The organism is Amycolatopsis sp. NPDC048633 (genome assembly GCF_040650695.1).
GTDB lineage: Bacteria > Actinomycetota > Actinomycetes > Mycobacteriales > Pseudonocardiaceae > Amycolatopsis.
In genome coordinates, this window is record NZ_JBEZHS010000003.1 from 342,272 (window position 1) to 359,547 (window position 17,276).

At 67.5% G+C, this 17,276-nt stretch carries 13 protein-coding genes; 7 read left to right on the forward strand and 6 right to left on the reverse strand.

Going from position 1 to position 17,276, the window contains the following annotated elements; genetic code table 11:
* Positions 1-2 precede the first annotated feature (2 nt).
* From AB0C38_RS10280 to AB0C38_RS10300, 5 genes are read left to right on the forward strand one after another with little or no spacing between them, the layout of a single operon-like run.
* The gene (locus AB0C38_RS10280; protein ID WP_360669641.1) at positions 3-530 is read left to right on the forward strand and encodes a 3-hydroxyanthranilate 3,4-dioxygenase; all 528 of its coding nucleotides are present in this window, start codon (positions 3-5) and stop codon (positions 528-530) included.
* Positions 530-1,534, forward strand: a complete 1,005-nt coding sequence (locus AB0C38_RS10285) for an amidohydrolase family protein (protein WP_360669644.1) — start codon at positions 530-532, stop codon at positions 1,532-1,534. Before AB0C38_RS10280 ends, AB0C38_RS10285 begins: the two co-directional genes overlap by 1 nt.
* The gene (locus tag AB0C38_RS10290) at positions 1,531-2,331 is read left to right on the forward strand and encodes a tryptophan 2,3-dioxygenase family protein (protein ID WP_360669647.1); all 801 of its coding nucleotides are present in this window, start codon (positions 1,531-1,533) and stop codon (positions 2,329-2,331) included. The genes AB0C38_RS10285 and AB0C38_RS10290 overlap by 4 nt, the downstream gene beginning before the upstream one ends.
* Positions 2,332-2,351: 20 nt before the next feature.
* A complete protein-coding gene (locus AB0C38_RS10295) occupies positions 2,352-2,927 on the forward strand; it encodes an NAD(P)H-dependent oxidoreductase (protein WP_360669650.1) in 576 nt (191 codons plus the stop codon).
* Between the two features lie 40 nt (positions 2,928-2,967).
* Positions 2,968-4,293: an MFS transporter gene (locus tag AB0C38_RS10300; RefSeq protein WP_360669653.1), complete on the forward strand. Its 1,326-nt coding sequence runs from the start codon at positions 2,968-2,970 to the stop codon at positions 4,291-4,293.
* Between the two features lie 86 nt (positions 4,294-4,379).
* On the opposite strand, the gene AB0C38_RS10305 is transcribed toward AB0C38_RS10300, so the two are convergent.
* Together AB0C38_RS10305 and AB0C38_RS10310 are read right to left on the reverse strand one after the other, a co-directional pair.
* Complete coding sequence (locus AB0C38_RS10305; RefSeq protein WP_360669656.1) at positions 4,380-4,772, reverse strand: hypothetical protein; 393 nt, start codon at positions 4,770-4,772, stop codon at positions 4,380-4,382.
* A gap of 242 nt (positions 4,773-5,014) precedes the next feature.
* Entirely contained in the window at positions 5,015-5,242 is a 228-nt protein-coding gene (locus AB0C38_RS10310) for a hypothetical protein (protein WP_360669660.1), read from the reverse strand.
* Between the two features lie 264 nt (positions 5,243-5,506).
* Here AB0C38_RS10310 and AB0C38_RS10315 point away from each other — a divergent pair, with 264 nt between their 5' ends.
* On the forward strand, positions 5,507-6,121 hold the full coding sequence (locus tag AB0C38_RS10315; RefSeq protein WP_360669664.1) for a hypothetical protein: 615 nt from the start codon (positions 5,507-5,509) through the stop codon (positions 6,119-6,121).
* A gap of 79 nt (positions 6,122-6,200) precedes the next feature.
* Here AB0C38_RS10315 and AB0C38_RS10320 read toward each other — a convergent pair whose 3' ends face one another.
* Positions 6,201-10,649 carry a glycoside hydrolase family 3 C-terminal domain-containing protein gene (locus tag AB0C38_RS10320; protein WP_360669667.1) on the reverse strand — a complete coding sequence of 1,483 codons (4,449 nt, stop codon included), beginning with the start codon at positions 10,647-10,649 and terminating at the stop codon, positions 6,201-6,203.
* A 365-nt stretch (positions 10,650-11,014) separates the two neighbouring features.
* Here AB0C38_RS10320 and AB0C38_RS10325 point away from each other — a divergent pair, with 365 nt between their 5' ends.
* Positions 11,015-12,445, forward strand: a complete 1,431-nt coding sequence (locus tag AB0C38_RS10325; protein ID WP_360669670.1) for an AMP-binding protein — start codon at positions 11,015-11,017, stop codon at positions 12,443-12,445.
* 160 nt (positions 12,446-12,605) lie between these two features.
* Here the strand turns inward: AB0C38_RS10325 and AB0C38_RS10330 are convergent, their stop codons facing one another.
* The 3 genes from AB0C38_RS10330 to AB0C38_RS10340 all read right to left on the reverse strand — a co-directional run bounded on the left by AB0C38_RS10330 (position 12,606) and on the right by AB0C38_RS10340 (position 17,124).
* Positions 12,606-12,905: a hypothetical protein gene (locus tag AB0C38_RS10330; protein ID WP_360669673.1), complete on the reverse strand. Its 300-nt coding sequence runs from the start codon at positions 12,903-12,905 to the stop codon at positions 12,606-12,608.
* A gap of 66 nt (positions 12,906-12,971) precedes the next feature.
* On the reverse strand, positions 12,972-15,176 hold the full coding sequence (locus tag AB0C38_RS10335; RefSeq protein ID WP_360669676.1) for a heavy metal translocating P-type ATPase: 2,205 nt from the start codon (positions 15,174-15,176) through the stop codon (positions 12,972-12,974).
* A 22-nt stretch (positions 15,177-15,198) separates the two neighbouring features.
* Complete coding sequence (locus AB0C38_RS10340; RefSeq protein ID WP_360669679.1) at positions 15,199-17,124, reverse strand: cytochrome c oxidase assembly protein; 1,926 nt, start codon at positions 17,122-17,124, stop codon at positions 15,199-15,201.
* Positions 17,125-17,276: the final 152 nt, after the last annotated feature.

The window sequence follows — 17,276 nt, forward strand, 5'->3', positions numbered from 1 at the left end:
CCATGACCGACATCAACCCCGTCTTCAACTTCGCGAAGTGGGTCGAAGACCATCAGCACCTCCTCAAGCCGCCGGTGAACAACAAGCAGATGTGGGAGACGACCGGCGACTTCATCGTGCAGGTCGTGGGTGGGCCGAACCAGCGGACCGACTTCCACGTCGACCCCTACGAGGAGTGGTTCTACCAGGTCAAGGGCGACATGCACGTGAACGTCGTGACTGACGGCGGCCTCAAGACCGTGCACGTGCGTGAGGGTGACATGTGGCTGCTGCCGGGCAATGTGCCGCATTCGCCGCAGCGACCCACCGCCGGTTCGATCGGCGTCGTGATCGAGCGCGTGCGTGAAGAGGGCACGCTGGAGAAGTTCCAGTGGTACTGCCTGGAGTGCGAGCACCTCGTGCACGAGGTCGAACTTCAGGTGCGTGACATCGTCGCGGATCTGCCGCCCGTGTTCGAGCAGTTCTACACCGACGAGACCGTGCGCAAGTGTCCGAACTGCGGCACCGTGCACCCCGGCAGGTCCGCCTGATGGCTCGGGTCGTCGACGTCCACACGCACTACGTTCCCCGAGGCTGGCCACGGCTCGGCGAAGATGGGACTGCCCCGTGGCTGCGGCTCGAGAGCGAGCGCGAAGCGACGATCATGGTCGGGTCGAGTGAGTTCCGGCGGATCCTCGCCAACTGCTGGGACGCCGAGACACGGTTGGAGGAGATGGCCGAAGACGAGGTCGACGTGCAAGTGGTCTCGCCAACGCCGGTGTTCTTCTCCTACGATCGCACTCCGGCCGACGGGGTACGGATCGCCAAGGTCTTCAACGACCTGGCACTGGAGATCTGTGAGCCGGCAGGCGGACGGCTCGTGCCGTTCTGCCAGGTTCCGCTGCAGGACCCCGATCTGGCGTGTGCGGAGCTGGAACGGTGCCTCGCCGCGGGCCACCGAGGTGTGGAGATCGGGAACCACGTGGGCGACCGTGACCTCGACGACGCTGGCATCGTCACCTTCCTGCAGCACTGCGCGTCCACCGGGGTGCCGGTGTTCGTGCACCCGTGGGACATGCCGAACTCGCCGCGGCTGAATCGCTGGATGGCGCAATGGCTGACCGGGATGCCGGCGGAGACGCACCTGTCCCTGCTGGCGATGATCCTGGGCGGCGCGTTCGACAAGGTGCCCGACACCCTGAAAATCTGCTTCGCGCATGGCGGCGGGTCCTTCGCCTTCTGGCTTGGACGGCTCGAGAACGCCTGGTACGAGCGGCAGGACCTCGTCGGGGTTTCCGAGCAACCGCCGTCGAGCTACCTCGGCCGGTTCTCCGTCGACTCCGTGGTGTTCGATCCATCAGCGCTCCGGCTGCTCGTCGATGTCCTCGGAGTGGAGAACGTCCTCCTCGGGAGTGACTACCCGTACCCGCTCGGCGAGCGACCGGTCGGGCAGGTCGTGCGCAAGGCGCAGTTTTTGTCCGAGCCCGCTCGTGAACTGTTGCTCGGCGGCAACGCCGCGAGGTTCCTGTCGCTTCCCGAGGAGGTCGCGAGATGAGCGCCTACAACTCCTATCTCAAGGCGGATGTCCTGCACTCCCTGCAAGCACCGGTCACCGACACCGAGGGCGAACGATCGTTCCTCGTGGTGTGCCAGGTGCAGGAGCTCTACTTCGGCCTGGTCGTCACCGAGCTGAGGTTCGCGGCACAGCACTTGCGTGATGGTGAGACCGCAGCAGCAGTGACCGCGCTGCGCCGGGCGGCTGACCACTTCACCGGACTCAACGCGTCGTGGAAGTCGCTCGAGTGGATGAGCGTCGGTGACTTCCTGCCGATCAAGGCCGGTCTTGGTGCTACGCACGGCAAGTCGTCGTCATTGCAGTCGTGGAAGTACCGCGAGCTGGTGTTTCTCCTCGGTATCCGGCCGCCCGAACTGGCCGAGCCAGTGGCGACGATGCCCGCTGAGCACAAGGCGCTTCTGGACACTCTGGGAGAGCCGAGCATCTACGACGACGTGCTGGCGCTGCTGAGCCGACGTGGACTGCCCGTCCCCGATGTCGTGCTGCAGCGCGACCCGCAGGTGCACCACCAGTCGCACCCCGACATCGAACAGGCGTGGACCACGGTCTTCTACAGCGGCGACCCCGCCCTGGCGGACCTGCGATCCTGCGGCGAGGCCTTGATGCGGATCGCAGAAGGCTACGCCGAATACAAGCACCTCCACCTCGTGGCCACCCGGCGCACCTTCGGCCACCGGCCCGGCTACTACGGCACAAGCGGTCTTGGCTGGCTGGCCGAGACGGCCACCGAGGTTCCCTTCACCGAGCTTTGGTCGATGGCGCCCGAAGCCGGCTAAACCCCGTTATGGGAGGCAAAGTGTCGGACCTGACGATCCTCGCGCTGTCCGGAAGCCTGCGCAAGGAATCCCTGAACACTCGTCTGCTCAAGTCGGCGGCCGAGGTCGCGCCGGATCTGACCTTCGACGAATTCCTTGACCTGGCAGCGATCCCGCCGTTCAACGAAGACACCGAACACCCGGCCCCGCCGGCAGTCGCCGACCTGCGGCGCCGGATCCGCGCCGCCGACGGGGTGCTGATCGCCACCCCGGAGTACAACGGCTCCCTGCCCGGCGTGCTCAAGAACGCACTGGACTGGCTTTCCCGTCCGATCGACGACGGTCCTGTGCTCGATCGGAAACCGGTCGCCGTGATCGGCGCTTCGCAGGGCCCGCTGGGCTCCATCCGCGCGCAGCTCAGCCTGCGGCAGGTGCTGCACAAGATGAACGCGAATACGGTGGGCCAGCCCGAGTTCGTCTTGCCCCACGCACAGCAGGCCTTGGCCGCCGGCGAACTCCCGATCGGCTCACCTGCCGTAGAGATCCTCACTGCCGTCGTCGAAGGCCTCGTGACCCTCATCGAGGTCAGCCGTGTGGTCGCCTCGCCTGGTAGGTGACCGCCGCCTTCTCTCCCCGCCCCGGACCTTCGGAGTTCCCATGAGTCAGCTGCCTTCACTGCCGCCGACTGCGCGGCAACTGAGGATGAACATCTTCGTCAGCGTCGCCGGTTCCGCCATCGAGTGGTACGACTTCTTCATCTACGCGTCGGCCTCGGCGCTCGTGTTGAACAAGCTCTTCTTCCCGTCCGTTGATTCCGTCGCGGGCACCCTGCTCGCGTTCAGCACCTTCGCCGTGGGCTTCCTGATCCGCCCCGTGGGCGCGGCCGTCTTCGGGCACTTCGGCGACAAGTTCGGCCGCAAGCCGACACTGGTGACCGCCATGATGATCATGGGCGCCGCGACGACCGCGATCGGCCTGCTACCGCCGTACGCCACTCTCGGTGTGGCCGCGCCGATCCTGCTGGTCGTGCTGCGTCTGATCCAGGGGCTGGCCCTTGGCGGCCAGTGGGGAGGTGCGGTGCTGCTGGTCACGGAGAGCGCGCCCGAGGGCAAACGTGGGTTCTACGGAAGCTTCGCGCAGCTGGGCGTGCCCATCGCGCTGATCATCTCCAACGTGATGTTCCTGGTGCTGTCGGCCACGGTGTCCCAGGATGCGTTCCTGGCCTGGGGCTGGCGGATCCCGTTCCTGCTCAGCGTCTTGCTCATCGGGGTCGGCCTGTATGCGCAATCGCGCGCTTCGGAGACGAGCGTGTCTGTTGCAGACGAGGCCGAAAGCCACCGCGCGCCACTGTTCGAACTGCTGCGCTCGCACCCGAAGCAGATCCTGCTGGCCGCCGGCGCGACCGTGATCAACGGTGGCGCCTACTACCTGCTCACGGTCTACATCCTGTCGTACGCGACGCAGGTGCTGGCCGTCTCACGCGGCACGATTCTCACCGGGGTCCTGGTGTCCGCGGTCGCTTCGGGCCTGACGATCCCGGCGGCCGCGGCGCTGTCCGATCGCATCGGCCGGCGCCGGGTGTTCCTCAGCGGTGCTGCGCTGCTCGCGGTGTGGGGATTCCCGATGTTCTGGCTCGTGAACACCGGTTCGGCGGTGCTGATCACGGTGGCTTTGGTAGTGGCTCAGCTCATCTTCAGCCTCACGTATGGCCCTTGCCCCGCCTTGTTCTCCGAGATGTTCGGTGCACGCGTGCGCTACTCCGGCGTCTCGGTCGGCTACCAGATCGGCGCGGTGGCAGGCGGCGCGCTGGCGCCCATCATCGCGACGTCGCTCCACGCCGAATTCCACACGGCCAACGCGATCGCCCTCTACCTTGCCCTGATGGCGGCGGTGTCGTTCGTTTCGGTGTTCTTGGTGACCGAATCGTCTCGTCGCACGAAGACGGTCGAACAGCCGGTGGTCGCGGCGGCCGAGGCGGATTGAAGCCCTGCGGGTACCTCCGTTGATGGCGAGCGTGAGAGCCACTCGCCATCAACGAAGCCTGCCGAGGGCCGCTCCAACTGTCGTAACTAGCGTTCGAGAGCCGTCTTGACCGTGGTCAAGTAGCCAGCGTTGACCGTGACGTCCGGGTCGGAGGCGGCCTCGGTGAGTACCTTCTCAAAGGCCGGGTCGACGTCGGCTTCGTCGGCGATCAGGACCGTCATGTCACGGCGGAAGCGGGTTCCTGTTCCTTCCGTGACGAACGTGTAGACGATCTGGCAGCGGACGCCTTCGAACCGCAGCTGGTCGGTTTCGATCACCCAGGTGTGGCCGGGTACTGCCGTGGTCGCGAGCCATGCGGTGTCGTAGTCGCCATCGGCAAGCTTGCCCACCGCTCCGGTCACCTCGATCCATCGGCTACCGGCGGTGGCACTGCCGGCGGGTGCATCCCGGATTTCCGTGGTGACCGGGTGGGTGTCCACCCAGTTCGCGGGGTTCGTCACGAAGTCGTAGACCGTTTCCGAGCTTCGGTCGACCCGGATGTCGTTGCTGAGTGTGATTGTTCGCATGGTTTCCTTTCACAGGTTATGGCGACTAGGCCAGGAAGTGGTGCGTCGGTGATCTCGGCGCGACCGCCCACGGTGGGGCGGTTGGTTGACTGCGCGGTGCCGAGCGAGTCGGCGAACGCGACGGCGAATCCACGGGCGAGGAGATACGTTGTGGTTCACAACGCCGGTGTAGCCGTTTTTGTACGCTGGCGTCGAGAACTACCGGTACCCGGCGTGGTGGCTGTCGACTGCGCTTGCACCCACAGTTTCTCCCGCGCGATGTCGACCGGTTCGTAGACGGGCTGGGCTTGACCATCCTCGAAGACGGGCCCCGGCGGGGGCGGTGCGGCGGCGGCCGTCGAATACGCGATGAGGATCGCGACCAGAACGGATTTCTTGCGCACAGGATCTCCACGGACTTGCCATCGCCGAGACGAATTCTCGGGTGTATGCCCCAAGGTTCGCATCGGGCGTGCGTAGGTTTCCTGCGCTGCCATCACAAGCCTCGCGGCGATGGACGCGCTGTCGGCACTGTCTGTGTAGAGGCAGATGCGGTGGGGAATCTGCCACTTGTGGCGCCGACAACTTCAATCAGTTGAGCACGGGCGTCACAAGCGGGCTGGCAAAGATGTGGCGCAGAGAACATCGGTCCCGCGATACTGGCCGGCATGGGAGAACCCGCGGAGTTCCAATTCTCGGAGGACGAGCGGCGGCAGCCGCAGTTCGGTGAGCGTGTCGTCGCTTGGCACAGGCTGGATGACGAAGGCCGTTCCGCAGACGACTCGACGATCGAGGGTTCGTGCGGTGAAGGGCCCGACGAGGAACGAGCCGAAGCCGAGCTGAACCGGTGGCGTGGTTTGGTCATGGCGCAGGCCGCGGAGGTCGAAGCCGTCTTGGGGGTCATGGTTCGGATGCTCGACCCGAACGCCAAGGTCGACATCGCGGCCGGCCTGCTGCTGAACAAGCTCCGGAAATTGTTGATTCCCCTCGATTTCCTCCACGAGTACCACGACGCCGATCTCGACGACATCGCGAGAGCGATCAAGGCGAGGAACAAGGCCGTCCACGGCACGGCGCGAGTCGGCTACAGCTGGGTCGACTACCAGACCGGCGGTGGTGAATGGATGCAGGTGATCAGTCTGGTCGGCGACCAGGACTGGAGCGAACTCGAACTCCGGTGGTGTCTGTCCATGCAGCAGCGTGCCGCCTTCGACGCCGTCTACCTGATGGACCAGCTCAGGGATCATCTGAGAAGTCGCGCGGAACCAGCCTCGAGCAGCTGAAGTGCCTGATCCCCGAAAAGCGTTAGTGACGCCGTGGGCCCGGCTCGGCCGGATGTCGGCCGAGCCGGGCCGCCTGCGCCTACGAGCCGGTGATCGCGAAGACGTGCCCGGTCGCCCGGTAAGGCTGGGCACGGTCGCCGAGGTCGGGCAAGGTCACGTACTCGGGTGTTTTGCCCGGTAGGAGGTCGACCGGGCTGTAGTACACGCTGAACCCGGGTTGCGAGTTCAGCGGTCGGTGGATGTACGGCGCGGAGGCGACGACGTCGCCGCCGGCCTGAGGGGTGACGCCGTACCAGTCGGCGAACGACAGCGTGAACGGCTGGACTGTGCCGTCCGTGTACGTCACCCGACCGGTGCCGGCGATCGTGCCGTACGTCCCGGAGCCGACAAGGCCGAGCTTGGCCGTCGTGCCGGAGAGCCGGAACGTCTGACCGCCGGGGACCACATTGTCCGCCTGGCCGGACTTCGTCGCGGGCCAGGTGAAGGTCGCGCCGTCGTGTTCGATGGTGCGACCCGGCACGATGCCCACCTGGGCGAGCGCTTCGGCCGAGAAGCTCGCTCCGCCGCCGTCTAAGTCCGCGTCATCCGGTGTGGCGTCGGCGCTGACTCCGCGGTTGCCGAACGCCGCGGCCAAGGACGGGTACGGAACGGCGACCTGGGCGAGCGCCGGGGGAGCCTGCGGCCCTCCGGTCCTCGTGGCGCCGGCGACCAGGTGAGTCGGACCTGGGGTGGCAGTCGACGGAATCTGGATCTGCCAGGCCGTGCGGACCGACAGGCCTGGTGCGACGTCCGAGAAGCTCGCCGGAGACGTGGCCGTGGCGGTCCAGCCGGTCGTGGCGGTGAGGCCGAGGGTGAGTCCGTGCACTGCGTTCGCGCTCGTGTTCGTGTACGTGGTTGTCGCGGTGACGGTTCCGCCGGGATTCGCGATCGCGGGGGCGGTGACGCCGAGCGACTCGTTCTTGGCCGCCATCGCGAAGACGTGCATCGACGGCCGACCGCCGGAGGTGCCGTGGCTGACGTCCGGAAGGGTGACGTACGCCAAGGTCTTGCCCGGGTTCAGAGGCACGGACGCGAAGTAGAGGCTGAAGTCGCCTTGGTTGGTGCCGCTGCTGGTGTTCACGTACGGCATGGTCCCCAAGACGTCGCTTCCGGGTGCCGGCGTCGCTCCGTACCAGTCGGCGAGCGCGAGGGTTTGCCGCTCGGTCGAGCCGTCCGTGTAGGTCAGCGTGACGGTTCCCGACTGCGTTCCGTACGTTGAGGCGCCGACGAAGCCGAGCTCGGTCCCGCCCGCCGCGTAGGCGATGGTCTGCCCACCCGCGGCGACGTTGTCCGGCCCACCGTCCGGCCACGTGAAGGCGAAGCCGTCGTGCGTGACCGTCCCACTGGGGGTGATCCCCGCGGCCGCGAGCGCGTCGACGGAGAAGCTCGTCCCATTGCCGTCGAAGTTGCCCTGGCCGTGGGAGGCGTCTGGGCTGGTTCCGGTGTTGTCGGCGGCCGCGGCCAGCCGAGAGTAGGCCACGGCCGTGCTCGTGCTGGCCGTGCTGTCGTGCACACCACCGGCCGTGGCGTCCGCCGTCAGCGTCATGTCGCCGCCTGCCGCACCTGCGGGAGCCTGCACGGACCAGGTCGTCTTCACGGTGCTTCGGCCGGGCACCTGCCCGAACTCCGGTGACGTCCGTGGCGTTGCGGTCCAGCCGGGCGGCACGGTGAGCGCCATCGTGACGTCGCGGACGGTCTGGCCTCCTGGGTTGCTGAACGTCGTGGTGACGTCGACCGGCACGGCCGTGCCGACGACCTGCGGGGCCGTGACTGTCAACGTGTGCCCGACCACGAACGGGGCGCTGCCGGTGACCCCGCCGACCGTCGCCGAGATGGTCGCGACGCCGGTGCCGACTGCAGTGACGACGCCGGCGCGGGAAACCCGGGCGACTCGTTCGTCGCTGCTGCGATAGCGGATGTCGGCTCTGCGCAGGTCGGCGAAGGATCCGTCGTTGTTGACGGCCTCGACGACGTGGTCGGCCTGGACGGACAGGTCACGGTGCTCGCGCTCGGCGATGGTGTCGTCGGCGATCCAGCGGTTGCGCCCGGTCAGGTCGACGCTCTGGCCCACCGTGTACCGGGTGGCCTCGGGCTGGACGGTCACCGTGGTGACCCGTGGCGTGATCGTGCCGGAGACGGCGACCGAGCGGGTTGCGACGACGTGGGCCGAGTCGCTTGCCACCCGCAGCTCGTAGCGTCCGGGTAGGACTTTCGAACGCATCGCCTTGGCATCCCAGAACGCCAGGTCCGCAATCTTGAAGTGCAGGGTGATGCGCTGGGACGCGCCCGGCTTCAGCACGCCCGTCTTGCCGAATGCGGCCAGGCGCTCCTTCGGTAGCTCGACCCCGGGCACGGAGAACGACGCGGCCGCGTAGAGCTGTGCCACGGTGGACCCCGCCACCTTGCTCGTGTTCGTTATGGTCATCGAGACGGCGACCTGGCCGTCCGCCGAGACGTGGTCGGTGTCGGCCCGGACGTCCGAGTAGCCGAAGGACGAGTAGCTGAGGCCGTGGCCGAACGGGTAGGTCGGGGTGGTCGTCGCGTACTGGTAGGTCCGCCCGAGGCCGTCGGTCTCGGCGGGCGTCAGCCCGTAGTTCGACATCGCGGGCAGCTGGGTGTCGTCGGCGTACCAGGTGAAGTTCAGGTGCCCGTCCGGGTTCTGCGCACCGAAGAGGACGTCCGCGAGCGCGGCGCCCTGGCTCTGGCCGTTGTACCCGCTGAAGAGGATGGAAGGGAACCGTGCCTGGCGGTCAGCTATGGCGACCGGCCCAGCGGCCTGGATCACCAGGGCGGTCCGGGGGTTGCCGACGTCGGCGACTTGGTCGAGCAGCGAGCCGTAGTTGCCGGGCAGGGCGATGCCGGGCCGGTCGGTGTCCTCGGCGGAGATCGTCGTGTCGGTGCCGGTGAACGCGACGACGAGGTCGGCGCCGCGGATGTCGGCCTTCGTCTTGTCGCTCAGCACGGCGGACGTCGTGGCAGTCGTCGAAGTGCCGGCAGCGTCGAACAGGACCTCGGCCCCCGGGTTGGCTTGCTTGACCTGCTCCGTGATGCCGGTGACTGCACTGATCTGCTGGGAGGGGTTGCCGGAGTAGCCGCCCAAGGTGACCTTTCCGGCGAGGTCACCGACGATCACGACCTTGCGCAGCGACTGCGGACGCACGGGCAGCAGGGGAGCGCCGCCGTTCGCCGGCTTGTCGTTCTTCAGCAGGACCAGCGAGTTGTCCGCAACGCGGCGAGCGAGCTGCTGGTGGGCCGGGCTCTCGATGGCGGCCTTGGTGATCTTCGTGTACGGGTTGCGCGCGCTCTGGCCGTCGAACTCGCCGGTGCGCATCCGGATCGTGAAGGCGCGGATCAACGCGGTGTCGATCACGTCGACGCTGAGGATGCCCGCGTCGATCGCTGCCTGGATGTTGGTGACGGTGTTTTCCAGACCTCCGCAGTCCAGCCCGGTTCCCGCCCGAAGGGCGTACGCGAGGCCGCCGGCTGCGGCCGGGACCTTGGCGCCCGTAGCGGTGTTCGTCCAGGTGCCGGCCTCACCCTTGCCGTCGCTGGCCCAGCCGGGCGGCGCCCAGTCGTGGCCCTGCGGGAACGTCTTGTATGTGGTGCCGATCGCGCCGCAGTCGGACGTGATGTACCCGCCGAACCCGTACGTCCGCTGGGCGAGCTGGTTCGTGGTGTAGGTGTCGGCGACCGACGGGGTGCCGTTGATCGCGTTGTACGACGTCATCAGGCCGGCGACGTGGGAGTCGCGGATGACGTTGCGGAACTGGGCCGTGTAGTAGTCGCGCAGCGCGGCGTCTCCGACGTCGGAGCTGATCCCGGTCCGGTCGTGTTCGATGTTGTTGAGCGCGTAGTGCTTGGCGGTCGCGGCGACCTTGAGGTACGGCGTCTGGGGTGCGCCCTGCATGGTCTGGCCCTGGTAGCCGTTGACGTAGGCGTTCGCCATGACCGACACGAGGTGCGGATCTTCGCCGAAGGCCTCGTCGGTGCGGCCCCACCGGGGATCGCGGTCGAGGTTGATCGTCGGTGCCCAGTAGGTAAGGTGGCCGTAGTTGTCCCGCGAATCACCCAGGTTGTTCTGAGCCACGCCGAACAGTGACTTGTCGAGGAATCCGCGGGCCTCGTCTGAGATCGCGGTTGTCTCCTCGTAGATCAGGCCCGGGTCCCAGGACATCGTGGACGCGAGGTTTGTCGGGAAGCTCGTCGCGATCGGCGGCCCGTCCGGCTGGCTCCCGTGGTTGAGGTCGTCGTGAAGGGAGTTGACGCCGTGCTGGCCCTCGCTCCAGTAGTTGTACTCCTGGACGCCCAGCCTCGGGATGCCCGGCGCGGTCGTCTCGAGCTGCGCGGCCTTCTCGGGCAAAGTCATCCGTGACACGAGGTCGGCGGCCCGTTCCTCGAAGGAGTAGCGCGTGTCGAGGTAGATCGGCCGGGGAGTGCCTGCGGGTTCCGCGTCCACGGTGCCGGCCGGTAGCGCGAACAGTGGCGCCATGAGCACCGGAACGAGCGATCGTTTCAACCAGCGTGAACCCACCGTGTGCCTCCGTCGTCCGCCGGGGTGGTCGGCGCGAGTGTGTCGACGAGATCAACCGCCGGTCAAGGAATGTCCCACCGCCTGTCCGGACAGGTCAGTGTGAATCCGTTGTGTACCAAGAACCCGAGACGGATTGAGCCGGTTTCGCTGGTCCAGTGGTCGAGAGCCGATCACTCTTCCAGTGGGTCAGGATGTCCGGCCGAAACGGGGCTTCGCGTCTGGAGTGCAGCCGTCACGCGGTGAGTTGGTACCCGGACGCAGGTAAATCCTGTGACGGAAGTGCGATCGTCTCCTTGGAAGACGCGATCGCCGACAGGAGAGACATGTACCCGGGAATCCACGCCGAATCCTTTCCGGACAAGCCCGCCGTAGTCCTGGCCGACACCGGCGAACGGATCACCTACGAGCAGCTGGACCGAAACTCGTTGCGGCTGGCGGTGTTCTTCGGGGAAACGGGACTCCGGCGAGGCGACCACATCGCCATGCTCGTCGGGAACGACCCGCGGTCCTTCGAAATCTACTGGGCGGCGCTGCGTTCTGGCTTGTACGTCACGGCCGTCAACTGCCACTCGGGTTACGACGAGGCCGCCTATGTTGTCGACGACTGCGGAGCGCAGGCCCTGGTCGTCGCCGCGGAGTTCGGGGAACTCGCCCTCCGGGTCATCTCGAAGACCCCGCGTGTGCGGGTCCGGCTGGCGCTGGGCGGTCCGGTCCTCGGGCACGACTCCTACGACGAGGCGCTTGAGTCCGCGTCGGACCGATCCCTGCCGTCGCAGCCGCGGGGGCGTGCCTTGCCGTACTCGTCGGGAAGGACCGGTCGTCCGAAGGGGGTGGTGACTTCATTGCCGGATGTCCAAGTCGACGAAGGAGACGACCCGATCGGTCGTGAACTGAGCCTGCTTTACGACTTCGACTCGGACACGGTCTATTTGTCACCTGGGCCGATCCACGCTGCTGCCCCGCTGCGCTTCTGTGAGTACGTTCATTCGCGGGGTGGCACCGTCGTGCTGATGAAACGGTTCGACGCTGAGACGGCCCTGGCGATCATCGACCGCTACCGGGTGACCCACGGCCAGTGGGTGCCGGAGATGTTCGCCCGGTTGTTGCAGCTGTCCGAACCGGTTCGGTACAAGTACGACCTCTCGAGCCTGGAGATGGCGATCCACGCGGGAGCACCGTGTCCGGTGGCTGTCAAGCAGGCGATGATCGACTGGTGGGGCCCGATCGTCCACGAGCACTACTCCTCGACCGAGTGCATCGGGATCACTTGCATCAACAGCTTCGAGTGGAACCTCAAACGTGGCTCGGTCGGGCGTTCCTGGGACGGGGCAGTGCACGTCTGCCGTGACGACGGCACCGAATTGCCGCCAGGGCAGGTCGGCCTCGTGTATTTCGACGACACGCCGTTCAGCTATCGGAACGACAAGGGCAAGACGCAGCAGAGTCGGCACCCGTGGTGCCCGACCTGGGCTACGGGTGGGGACCTCGGCTACCTGGACGAAGATGGTTACTTGTTCCTCGTCGGCCGCAGCGAACTCGTCACCCCGGGCGGCACGGACATCCACCTGGAAGAGAACGAGGACACCGAGGTTCTGTACCCGGCGGCGCCCGTCATCGTCGAACCGCGGCGGGGATCGTCCGCGGGCCTGGTCAGCCGGTTCAGGCTTCCGTGGAAGTTCGACTTCGCTGCCGTGCTTCCCGGTGCGTCGACCGAGAAGCCGGTCGCGGGCGAGCTGCGAGGTCGGTACCGGTGACAATCCACTGTGGACGTGTCAAGAAGAACGTTGTGGCCGAAAACGCCAGCCTTCGCTGCTTTGCGGGTATGGCTTGGTTCTCGGCATTTCCGGTCACCTGCTGTGTCGGAACCGGCGGTGGGGTGTCCTGCGCGCCGGTTCCGGCGAGTGGGGAAGATGATCAGCAAGCGCTGGAGCCGAAGCGCACGGAGGAAAGTGAGTCCTGGAACGGCGAAGCCAGCTGGGCGAGTTTGACGCCCTTGGCCACCCAGAGGAAGTTCCCCCAGTAGTTGCTGTTGGTGTAGAGGCAGATGCCGGTGTCGGTCTGATTGTGCAGCGAGGAGATGTCGTCCGCGAAACTGGACACGGTTCCGGTGTGGATGTTCCGCAGCTCGGGAACCGGAATATGGCCGTCAGCGACGACGAGAACCCCGCATTTGCCGTAGTTGGCGTCGACGCAGAGGACGAGCGCCCCGCTCACGGCGGACGCGGGGGTCGAAGCGAGGGCGATGGCTGAGGCTTCGGTGCCAGAACGGTAACGTCAAGATCACCTAGTTGTCTGGTCCATTGCTTGACTCACTTCTTGGGCAACTTGATCCTCACCTGGACGGAACGAATGGAGCCGCATGCTGTTCCCCACCACGAGTACCGATGACAGGGACATCGCCGCTCCCGCGATGAGGGGGTTGAGCAATCCGATAGCGGCCAGGGGAAGCGCGATGACGTTGTAGGCGAAGGCCCACACCAGATTCCCGCGGATGGTCGCGAGGGTGCGCCGGGCCAGCCGGACGGCATCGGCCACGGCGCGCAGATCCTCCCGGACCAGGATGACGTCAGCCGCCTTCAGCGCGAGATCCGTGCCGTCGGCAAGCGCGATGCCGAGGTCGGCCGACGCCAGGGCGGCCGAGTCGTTGATCCCGTCGCCGACCATGGCCACACAGTGGCCGGCATCCCGCAGCTCGCGGACGATCTTCGCCTTGTCCGCGGGCAGCACGCCGGCGCGGACGTCGTTGATACTGAGAAGTTCCGCTACCGCTCGCGCTGCGCGTTCGTGGTCGCCGGTCAGCAGCACCGTCCGCAGTCCCAGCCGGTGGAGCTCTTCTACGCCCGCATGGGCGGAGCCCCGAAGTTCGTCGGTGAGCTCGACGGCACCGAGGACTTCCTGGCCACGCACGACGAAGACGGCAGTGTCCGTGGCGGCGTGGACCAGTTCTCGTGGAATGGTGAGACCGTCGAGCAGAGCAGCACGGCCAACCGTCACGGTCGATCCGGCCACGACCGCGTACACGCCAAGGCCCGGCAGCGCACGGAACTCGGTCGAGTCGGGGAGCCGTTCGCCGGCTGCGGCCACGATGGCTGCGGCGACTGGGTGCTCGGAGCCCGACTCTACTGCCGCGGCGAGCCTAAGCACCTCCTCACGCGATGTACCGGCGATCGTGCGCACTCCGGTGACGGTCATGCGACCGGAAGTCAAGGTCCCGGTCTTGTCGAGAACGACCGTGTCGATCGCGCGGCTCGCTTCCAACGCGCCGATCTCCTTGACCAAGATCCCCAGCTGGGCCCCACGGCCGATGCCCGCCATCAGCGCCGTGGGTGTCGCCAAGCCGAGCGCGCAAGGGCACGCGACGATGAGGACCGACACCGCTGCAGCGAACCCCGTGCCAAGCTCGGAACCGAGGACGACCCAACCCGCCATCGTCAGGAGAGCGGCGGCGAGAACCAGCGGCACGAACACCGCGCACACCCGGTCGACCAGGCGCTGTACGTTCGCCTTGTCGGCCTGAGCCCGCTCCGCCAGGGCGGCCATCCGAGACACCTGAGTCGCCGCACCCACATGGGTGGCCGAGATCAGGAGCCGTCCGTCCAATGCTGTCGTGCCGCCCACGACCCGGTCACCGACGCTCGCCTCGACAGGGAGCGGCTCACCGGTCATGGCGCTCGTGTCGACCGCTGACCGGCCGTCGACCACCACGCCATCCGCGGCGAGCCGCTCACCCGGCTTCACCACGAACAGATCTCCGCGGCGCAGATCTTCGACGTCCAGCAGTACTTCGGCGTCCCCCCGCACGACTCGCACCTGCTTTGCAGTGAGCGCCTCCAGCGCTGTGAGCAGGCTGGCTGCACCCCCCTTTGCGCGGGCTTCGAAGTACCGGCCCGCGAGGATAAAGGTCGTCACACCGGCGGCGACGTCGAAGTAGAGCGTGTCCGCGCCGCCGGTGATGATTGCCCACGCGGACCAGCCGAAGGCAGCCAGTACGCCGAGGGAGACGAGGGTGTCCATGCTGGACGAGCCGTGCCGGAGGTTGCGCAGCGTGGCGCGGTGGAACGGCGCGGCACACCAGAAAACCACCGGAACCGCCAGGAGGAGGCACAGCACCTGCCAGCCCGGGAACTGGAACCGCGGCACCAGCTCCAGCGTGATCGAGAGGTCGCACAGGGGGAACGTCAGCACGGCGGCGACGGTCATCCGCCGCCGCAGATTCCGCGCACGGGTCCCGTGGCGGTCGTCGTCGAACTCGACCTCGTCTGCTTCGACGGAATAGCCGGCGGCGCCGACCGCGGACGCAAGCGCCTCGCGGCTGACGTTCGGCGGCCGGAGGACGGTCGCCTTTTCGGTCGCGTAGTTGACCGTGGCCTCGACCCCGTCGATCCGGTTGAGAGCCCGCTCGACCCGGACGGCGCATGCGGCGCACGTCATGCCGCCGATCACCAGGTCAGTCCGCTGTCGCAGGGGTGCCGTACTCGTCTTCATCGCGGGAGCTTTCTCGAGGAGGTCAGCGGGCCACTCGACGGGCGAGCGCGTCCAGCAGGGCGTCATGGTCGTCGTCCAGGGCGGTCCGTCCCCGACGGCGCGCGAGACGATCGTCGTGGCGGCTCCACTGCACCAGCAGGACCACTACCGTGACCAGCAGCGGCAGCTCCCCGCCGCCCCAGGCGATCCCGCCTCCGAGCCGCTGGTCCCCGAGCGCGTCGGTCTGCCAGGTCAGATCCAGGTAGCGGTAGAACCGCTCTCCGATCAGTGAATCCCGGTTGAGGACCAGAACGGCGAAGTACATGTGGAACGGCGACGCGGCGAGCAGCATGCCGAGCTTCGCCGCGTGCGGCAGTGGCCGCGGCGCGGGGTCGATGCCGACCACGACCCAATAGTACAGGTAGCCGGTGACGACGAAGTGGATGTTCATCAGCTGGTGGGCCCAGTGGTACTGCATCACCGCGGGGAACAGGCCCGTGAAGTAGAGCAGGTAGTACGAGCCGATGAACACCGGGAACGCGACCAGCGGATGCGCGAAGAACCGGGTGACTGGGGCGTGGAGGACCGCGACGACCCACGCACGGGCACCCGCCGGGGCGTCGCGGCCGGTCGCCGGCAGTGCGCGGAGGGCGAGCGTCACCGGACCCGAGATCGCGAGCAGGGCCGGCGCGAGCATGTTCAGCAGCATGTGGACGATCATGTGCAGGCTGAACGAGCCAGGAGCGTGGACTGCCAGGCCGGATGACGTCGAGGCCAGGACCAGCAACCAGCCGGACGTCCAGGTCAGCACCCGGCCGGCGGGCCACGTGTCGCCGCGGTGGCGCAAGCGCCAGACACCGGCCAGGTAGGCGGCGACGGCGAGGACCGCGATGACGGCGAAGATCAGGTCAGGTCGCCAGTCGAGCAGGAGCCGGCTCAGCTCCGGTGGTGTCGGCAGTTCGTATCCGAGGATGGTGTTCTGCGCGGAGGGGGGCCTGGAGAAGAAGGTCGGCGGCGGTACGCGGGCCAGGCCGGCCGCGAGGGCCATGGTGACAGCGAGGAGCGTCAGCTCGATACCCGCGATTCGGACGACCGACGTCGCCCCCCAACGGCGACGAGCCCAGTACGCGACCGTCAGCACAACGGCGGCGACGGCGAGCTTCGCGAGCACGAGGATCCCGTAGCCGCTGGCGAAGCCGTCCGGACCGGTCAGCACGTATCCGCTGATGCCACCGGAAAGGACAGTCACGACCGCGCAGACCAGGACGAGCCGCCGCTGCCGGCGCAGCACCAGCTCGTCGCGCCCGCCGCGGCGGGCCCAGAGCACCAGCGCGACGACCGAGCCCGTCCACAATGACGCCGCCGCGACGTGCCAGACGATGCTGTTGGTCACCACGTCGTGCCAGGCGCCGACTTCCGCATGCCCGACGACGACCGGCGGCAGCAGCGCCGCGACGCCGAGCAGGGCTATCAGCGCGGCCGGGCGCCAGGTCACCAGGATCCGGGCGGTGACCACGGCGATCGCGGCCAGGACCAGCGTGACGAGCCACGCCTTCGGTTCTTCGGCCGGTCCGACGAGGTCGGGGAGCAGAGCGGGATCGAACGCGTCGGTCACCGGCCGCCCCGAAGCCTGCGCGGCGGAGAAGAACACCATCGCGGCGGCAGCCACGACCCAGGTCGCCGCCGCGTACCGGACCGGACGCAGTGCGGCATAGGCGGCTGGCGAGACGATCCCGGACGCCGGGCCAGGTACCACGAAGGCGGCGAACAGCGCGCCACCGGCCGTCACCGCTGCCGCGACGTCGGCCAGCAGCCGGAACACGGACGCACCGACGTCGGTCCACCACCCCGGTTCGCTGTCGCCGAGGAGGCGGTGGACGTCCGGCGTCAGGGCGACGATCATGACCACGAGGGCGACCGCCGCACCGCCGGCAGCGACACCCCAACGCCGCGCGGAACGGCTCCGCATCGCTGACCTCCTCGGATCTCGGCCCTTCCGCACACTGGTCGGATGGAACCGCGATGGAGTTCCCGCAAACGGGAACCGGATGTTGGACATCCTGGATCCTCAGGGGCAGGGTTAACCGTGACGCCGGACAGGTTGGCCCGATCCCGGGGAAA

Excerpts from the sequence above, each read along its gene's own strand:
- AB0C38_RS10325 (WP_360669670.1), top strand. The coding sequence starts at position 11,015 with ATGTACCCGGGAATCCACGCCGAATCCTTTCCGGACAAGCCCGCCGTA.
- AB0C38_RS10280 (WP_360669641.1), top strand. The coding sequence starts at position 3 with ATGACCGACATCAACCCCGTCTTCAACTTCGCGAAGTGGGTCGAAGAC.
- AB0C38_RS10285 (WP_360669644.1), top strand. The coding sequence starts at position 530 with ATGGCTCGGGTCGTCGACGTCCACACGCACTACGTTCCCCGAGGCTGG.
- AB0C38_RS10335 (WP_360669676.1), bottom strand. The coding sequence starts at position 15,176 with ATGAAGACGAGTACGGCACCCCTGCGACAGCGGACTGACCTGGTGATC.
- AB0C38_RS10290 (WP_360669647.1), top strand. The coding sequence starts at position 1,531 with ATGAGCGCCTACAACTCCTATCTCAAGGCGGATGTCCTGCACTCCCTG.
- AB0C38_RS10340 (WP_360669679.1), bottom strand. The coding sequence starts at position 17,124 with ATGCGGAGCCGTTCCGCGCGGCGTTGGGGTGTCGCTGCCGGCGGTGCG.
- AB0C38_RS10300 (WP_360669653.1), top strand. The coding sequence starts at position 2,968 with ATGAGTCAGCTGCCTTCACTGCCGCCGACTGCGCGGCAACTGAGGATG.
- AB0C38_RS10315 (WP_360669664.1), top strand. The coding sequence starts at position 5,507 with ATGGGAGAACCCGCGGAGTTCCAATTCTCGGAGGACGAGCGGCGGCAG.
- AB0C38_RS10320 (WP_360669667.1), bottom strand. The coding sequence starts at position 10,649 with ATGGCGCCACTGTTCGCGCTACCGGCCGGCACCGTGGACGCGGAACCC.